A 6265-nucleotide genomic window follows, 5' to 3' on the forward strand; every position below is an offset into this window, starting at 1 on the left:
AGGGGGCGTCCGGGCCCGCCGCGGGGTGTCACCGGCGGGCCGGGGCCTACGGCCTACAGGCCCTTGAGGATCTTCTCGATCTGGTCGAGGACGTCGATCGAGGTCCCGTACCGGTCGCTGGTGGCGTAGGTGACCGGCAGCACGTGGTCGTCCTTCGCGGCCTTCAGCAGCTTCCAGGAGGGCTTGTCCTGGAGCTCCTTGACCTCCTTGGTCACCTCACCGGTGGCGGCCGTCCGCGGCACGAGGATGACGTCGGCGTCCGAGAGGACGTTGATCTTCTCCTGCGAGTAGGTGACCTCGTGCTCCTTGCCGTCCTCGGACGCCTTGGAGAACGTGGCGCCGGCGTCGGCCAGGATGCGGCCCACCCAGGAGGAGCGCGTGTCGACCAGGAACTCGCCGTTGCCGTAGGAGGAGGCGAGGGACCACTTCACGGACTTGAGCTTGTTCGCGTAGGTGGTCTTGATCCGGTCGGCCTTCTCCTTGTAGGTCGCCTTCAGCTTGGCGAGGGCGTCCTCCTTGCCGACGGCCTGGGCGATCTTCTCCTGGGCGTTGGAGAGGTCGGTCGGGGTCTTGATGCCGAAATACAGCGTGGGGGCGATGCCCTTGAGGCGCTCGACCTTCCAGTCGAAGGCGGCGGCGCCCTCGACGATGATGAGGTCGGGCTTGAGCGACGCGACCTTCTCGATGTTGGTCTCGATACCGGAGCCGATCGAGGTGATCTTCTTGGCCTGCGCGGCCTGCGAGGGCAGCAGCTCCACGGGGTTGTTCCCGTCGAGGGCGGTGGTGCCGACCGGCTCGACGCCGAGGTCCAGCAGGGCGCCGGTGGCGTACGAGATGCTGACGATCCGTTCGGCCTTGGTGGGCACCTTGATCTTGCCGTTGGTCGCCTCGATCACCCGCTCCTTGCCGTCACCGGCCGCGGGCTTGGCGTCGTCGGACTTGTCGTCGCTGCCGCAGGCGCTGACGGTCAGCAGTGCGGCGGCGGCAAGGACGGCCGCGACGCGGGTGCGTCCGGCCTTGCGGACGCCTCGGACGGCACGGGTGTTCATGGTTCTCCTTGAGCGGGTGCGGTACGGAGCCGAAGGGCATGGCTCGGGGTGCCGGGAGCGCGCCGCGGCCGGGGCGGCGGCGCGGTCCGGCATCGGACGTGCGGAAGGGGTTCAGGCGCGGGCGGCCAGCAGGGCGTGCCAGTCGTCCAGCGTGGGCGCGGCCTCGGCGAGTTCGGCGAAGTCGACGGTCAGCCCGCGGGCCCGCCAGCGTTCCACCAGGGTCATCAGCCGGATCGAGTCGACTCCGAGGTCGCGCAGGTCCTCGTCGGCCGGGAGGTCTGCGGGGTCCTCGCCGAGGACATCGGCCACGTCGAGCCGGAGGGAGTCGAGCGAGACGGGTGTCGCGGGCATGCGGAAGTTCCTTCAGAACGCAGTGGGGGGTGGGGGGAGGGTGAGGGGTGGCCGGCAGGTGCGGGCCGGTTCAGCCGACGGGCGCGGCGATGGTGTCGTCGGCGCCGGAGCCGGCGGCACGCCTCCTGGCGCGGCCCGCGAGGACGTCCCGCTCGGTGCGGCGCAGCAGCAGCGAGTCGCAGATCTCGCCGGAGCGGACGGCCAGGGTGGACAGCAGGGAGGATGTGATGCCGTGGGTGTGCTCGGTGCCGCCCTGGAGGTAGATGCCGACGCGGACCCGGTCGGTGGTCAGCACCCGGTGGTCCCGGTCCACCCGCAGCCGGCCCTGCGCGTCGGTGAGGCACTCGGCGGCCAGGTCGCCGAGGAGTTCGCGCGGGTCGGCCGCGTGGTAGCCGGTCGCGAACACCACGGCGTCGCAGTCCAGCGTGAACGTTTCTCCGGAGGTCAGGGAGCGAACGACCGCGCGGGCGCCGTCCACGATGTCCTCGACGGCGGTGAGCCGGGTCGCGTTGAGGATCCGCAGCCGCTCGCGCCCCTGGACCTTCTCCTGGTAGGCGGTGCGGTAGAGCTGTTCGATGAGCTCGCCGTCGACCACGGAGTAGTTGGTGTTGCCGTGGTAGCCCAGCAGCGCCCGCTTGACGTCCTCGGGGGCGTCGTAGAAGTGGTCGACCGCGGCCGGGTCGAAGATCCGGTTGGCGAAGGGGCTGTCGTCGGCCGGGCTGTAGCCGTAACGGGAGAAGACCGCGCAGACCTCGGCGTCGGGGAAGGTGCGGTGCAGGTACTCGGCGCTCTCGGCGGCGGACTGGCCCGCGCCCACGACCACGAACCGGCGGTGGTGGCGGGCCGCCGGGGCGGCGGCGCGGAACAGCAGGTCGCGGTTGTGCCACCGGTGCGGTCCGAGGGTGATGCCCTCGGGGAGGCGCGGTGTGAGCCCGGTGCCGACGGAGAGGTTGCGGGTCCGCCGGACGGACTCGTCGGCCGGGTTCCGGACGGCGCGGGAGACGACGTCCACGCTCTCCACGGTCCCGCCGTCCTCCACCGCGCGCACGGCGGTCGCCGTGCGGCCGTAGTCGACCGCGGAGGTGAACTCGGCGGCACACCACTCCAGGTAGTCGTGGAACTCGATCCGGGTGGGGAAGAAGGTCTTCTGGTTGATGAAGTCGGCGAGCCGGCCGCGGTCCTGGAGGTAGCACAGGAAGGAGAAGCGGCTGCTCGGGTCCCGCATCGTGACCAGGTCCTTGAGGAACGACACCTGCATGGTGGCGCCTTCGAGGAGCATGCCCCGGTGCCAGCCGAAGTTCTCCTGGCGCTCCAGGAATCCGGCGCGGATCGCGCTGCCCGGAGCCCGGCGGTTGTGCTCGTCGATCGCGATGGCGAGGGCGAGGTTGGCGGGACCGAAGCCTATGCCGACCAGATCCTCGATGGGGGCACCCGCCGAATTCGCGCTGTCCCCGCGCCGTGCCGACATGCTCGTCCTCTCGTTGTACTGCTCGGTCCCGGACCCCCCTCGGCCACGAGGCCGGACCATGGGCCGGGAAGGGCAACCGCGTACATGGTGATTAGGTATGCCTAACCTAACTTTCTCAGCAGGTCAGGTGTCAAGTCCACCCAACACATCCCCCGTCACACTGGACTCCTAACAATCACCGCGAATCGGCCGCGACATGACGAACGGGCCGGGCGGCAGGCGCCCTCGCGCCCTCCGCCCGGCCCGTTCCGCTACGGGGATCAGACGTCCAGCATCTGGGGCAACGCCCGGACGAAGGCGTCCACATGCTCCTCTCCGACGATGAGCGGCGGCGCCAGCCGGACGACGTCGGGGGCCGCCGCGTTCACCAGGAACCCGGCCTCCAGCGCCGCCTGTTGCACCCGTGCCGCGACCGGCCGCTCCAGCACCAGCCCGAGCAGCAGTCCCGCACCGCGCACCGCGCGCAGCAGCGGATGACCGGCCGCCTCGGCCCCGGCGCGCAACCGGTCGCCCATGCGCCGGACATGGGCGAGGACGTCCTCTTTCTCCAGGGTGTCGAGCACCGCCAGGGCGGCCGCACAGGACACCGGGCTGCCCCCGAACGTCGACCCGTGCTGACCGGGCGTCAGCAGCCCGGCCGCCCGGCCGAAGGCGACGGTGGCACCGATCGGCAGCCCTCCCCCGAGCCCCTTCGCCAGCGTCATGACGTCGGGCGCCACGCCCTCCGCCTGGTGGGCGAACCAGTGCCCGGTGCGCCCGATGCCCGTCTGGACCTCGTCCAGCACCAGCAGGGCGCCGGCCTCCTCCGTGATCTCCCGGGCCGCCCGCAGATATCCGGGCGGCGCGGGCACCACGCCGTTCTCGCCCTGGACCGGCTCCAGCACCACGGCGGCGGTCCGTTCCGTCACCGCCGCCCGCAGCGCCTCGGCATCCCCGTAGGGAACGTGAGTGATATCACCCGGCAACGGAAGGAACGGCTCCTGTTTCGCGGGCTGTCCCGTCAGGGCCAGAGCACCCATGGTGCGTCCGTGGAAGCCGCCCTGCGCGGCGACCAGGTGTGGGCGGCCGGTCCGCCGGGCGATCTTGAAGGCCGCCTCGACCGCCTCGGCACCGGAGTTGCAGAGGAACACCCTGCCGTCCCGGCCGCTCAGTTCCAGCAGCCGTTCCGCCAGGGCCACCGGCGGCTCGGCGATGTACAGGTTGGAGACGTGCCCGAGCCGGGCGATCTGCCGGCCGACCGCCTCCACCACGGCCGGGTGGGCATGGCCGAGGGAGTTGACGGCGATGCCGCCGGTGAAGTCGGTGTACGTCCTGCCGTCGGCGTCCCGGACCGTGACCCCCTCCCCGCTCACCAGCGCCAGCGGAGGCGTGCCATAGGTGTCCATCAGGGCACCCCGCCACCGCTCCGCCAACCGCTCCCCGCGCGGACGGGCCTCCACCTCGCTGCTCATACGGGTACTCCCCCACGCCCCGGAGCAAGGCCCTCGGGCTCCCCGGGCGGCGGATCCGGGACGACGGCGGTCCCGACGGTCTCGTCCGTGAAGACCTCGAGCAGCAGCGAGTGCGGCACCCGGCCGTCCAGGACGTGGGCCATGCCCACACCGCCCCGGACCGCCCGGAGACAGCCCTCCATCTTGGGCACCATGCCGCTCGCCAGCCCGGGCAGCAGCACCTCCAGCTGACTCACCGTCAAATGACGTATCACGTCTTCGCTGTTCGGCCAGTCCGCGTAGAGGCCCTCGACGTCCGTCAGGACGACCAGCTTCTCGGCACCCAGCGCCCCGGCGAGCGCGGCGGCCGCCAGATCGGCGTTGATGTTGTAGATCTCACCGTCGGCGCCACGGGCGATCGGGGAGACCACGGGGATCCGGCCGCAGTCGAGCAGCGCCTCCACCGTGGCCGGGTCGACGGCGACGATGTCACCGACCATACCGATGTCCACCGCCTCGCCGCCCACCTCGATCACCCGCCGGACGGCGGTCATGGTGTGGGCGTCCTCACCGGTCATCCCGACGGCGAACGGACCGTGCCGGTTGATCAGCCCGACGAGCTCGCGCTGGACCTGACCCGCGAGGACCATCCGCACGACGTCCATCGCCTCGGGCGTGGTGACCCGCAGCCCGGCCCTGAACTCGGTCGCGATGCCGTGCCGTTCGAGCTGCGCGCTGATCTGCGGGCCACCACCGTGCACGACGACAGGCCGCAGCCCGGCGTACCGGAGCGACACCATGTCCTCGGCGAAGGCGGCCTTCAGCTCGTCGTCGACCATGGCGTTGCCGCCGAACTTGACGACGACGGTTCTGCCGTGGAAGCGCCGCAGCCACGGCAGCGCCTCGATGACGGTACGGGCCTTGGGCATGACGGCCCGCCGGGGGGAGTGAATGTGGTTCATGAGGAGTAGGCGCTGTTCTCGTGGACGTAGTCGGCGGTGAGGTCGTTGGACCGGATGACGGCGGACTCCTTGCCCTCCGCCAGATCAGCGGTGATCCGCACCTCCCGGTTCCGCATGTCGACGAGGTCGCGGTCGTCGCCGACCGAGCCGTTGCGGCAGACCCACACGTCGTTGATCGCCACGTTCAGCCGGTCCGGGTCGAAGGCGGCGGATGTCGTGCCGATCGCGGAGAGCACGCGGCCCCAGTTCGGGTCCTCGCCGTGGATCGCGCACTTGAGGAGGTTGTTGCGGGCGATGGAACGGCCCACCTCCNTGACGGGCCAGGTCGTCACAGACCTCGCGGACCGCCTCCGCGAACGTGTCGGGGTCAGGTGTGATCCCGGAGGCGCCGGAGGCGAGGAGCAGGACGGTGTCGTTGGTGGACATGCAGCCGTCGGAGTCGACGCGGTCGAAGGTCGTGCGCGTCGCCGCCCGCAACGCCTCGTCCAGACCGGGGGCGTCGACGTCGGCGTCGGTGGTCAGGACGACGAGCATCGTCGCCAGCCCCGGGGCCAGCATCCCGGCGCCCTTGGCCATCCCGCCGACCACCCAGCCACCGCCCTCGGCCACCGCCGTCTTGTGCACGGTGTCGGTGGTCTTGATCGCGATCGCGGCCTTCTCACCACCATGCGCCGACAGACCCGCGGCGGCCCGGCCGATGCCGGGCAGGAGCTTGTCCATCGGCAGCCGCACCCCGATCAGCCCGGTGGAGGCAACGGCGATCTCCCCGGCACCGCAGCCGAGGGCCTCGGCGGCCTTCTCCGCCGTCGCGTGAGTGTCCTGGAACCCCTCCGGCCCCGTACACGCATTGGCCCCACCCGAATTGAGAACCACCGCCGTGACATGGCCCGATTGCAGGACCTGCTGCGACCACAGCACAGGGGCGGCCTTGACCCGGTTGGACGTGAACACCCCCGCCGCCGCACGCGATGGTCCCTCATTGACCACCAGCGCCACATCCGGCGC

5 protein-coding genes and 1 pseudogene are annotated in these 6265 nt (G+C 71.2%); all 6 read right to left on the reverse strand.

Annotated elements, in window-relative coordinates; all coding sequences use genetic code 11:
• Positions 1–53: 53 nt before the first annotated feature.
• Positions 54–1049, reverse strand: a complete 996-nt coding sequence (locus HN013_RS23100; RefSeq protein WP_171169270.1) for an ABC transporter substrate-binding protein — start codon at positions 1047–1049, stop codon at positions 54–56.
• A 111-nt stretch (positions 1050–1160) separates the two neighbouring features.
• The gene (locus HN013_RS23105) at positions 1161–1400 is read right to left on the reverse strand and encodes a phosphopantetheine-binding protein (RefSeq protein WP_171169272.1); all 240 of its coding nucleotides are present in this window, start codon (positions 1398–1400) and stop codon (positions 1161–1163) included.
• A gap of 70 nt (positions 1401–1470) precedes the next feature.
• Entirely contained in the window at positions 1471–2868 is a 1398-nt protein-coding gene (locus tag HN013_RS23110; RefSeq protein WP_171169274.1) for a lysine N(6)-hydroxylase/L-ornithine N(5)-oxygenase family protein, read from the reverse strand.
• Positions 2869–3128: 260 nt separating this feature from the next.
• Positions 3129–4319 carry an acetylornithine transaminase gene (locus HN013_RS23115; RefSeq protein WP_171169276.1) on the reverse strand — a complete coding sequence of 397 codons (1191 nt, stop codon included), beginning with the start codon at positions 4317–4319 and terminating at the stop codon, positions 3129–3131.
• Positions 4316–5260, reverse strand: coding sequence for an acetylglutamate kinase (argB, locus tag HN013_RS23120; RefSeq protein WP_171169278.1), 945 nt, complete (start codon positions 5258–5260; stop codon positions 4316–4318). The genes HN013_RS23115 and argB overlap by 4 nt, the downstream gene beginning before the upstream one ends.
• A pseudogene (locus HN013_RS23125) lies at positions 5257–6265 on the reverse strand (bifunctional ornithine acetyltransferase/N-acetylglutamate synthase); the annotation flags it as partial. The gene argB and the pseudogene HN013_RS23125, both read right to left, overlap by 4 nt.

The organism is Streptomyces sp. I05A-00742 (genome assembly GCF_013055795.1).
Lineage (GTDB): Bacteria > Actinomycetota > Actinomycetes > Streptomycetales > Streptomycetaceae > Streptomyces.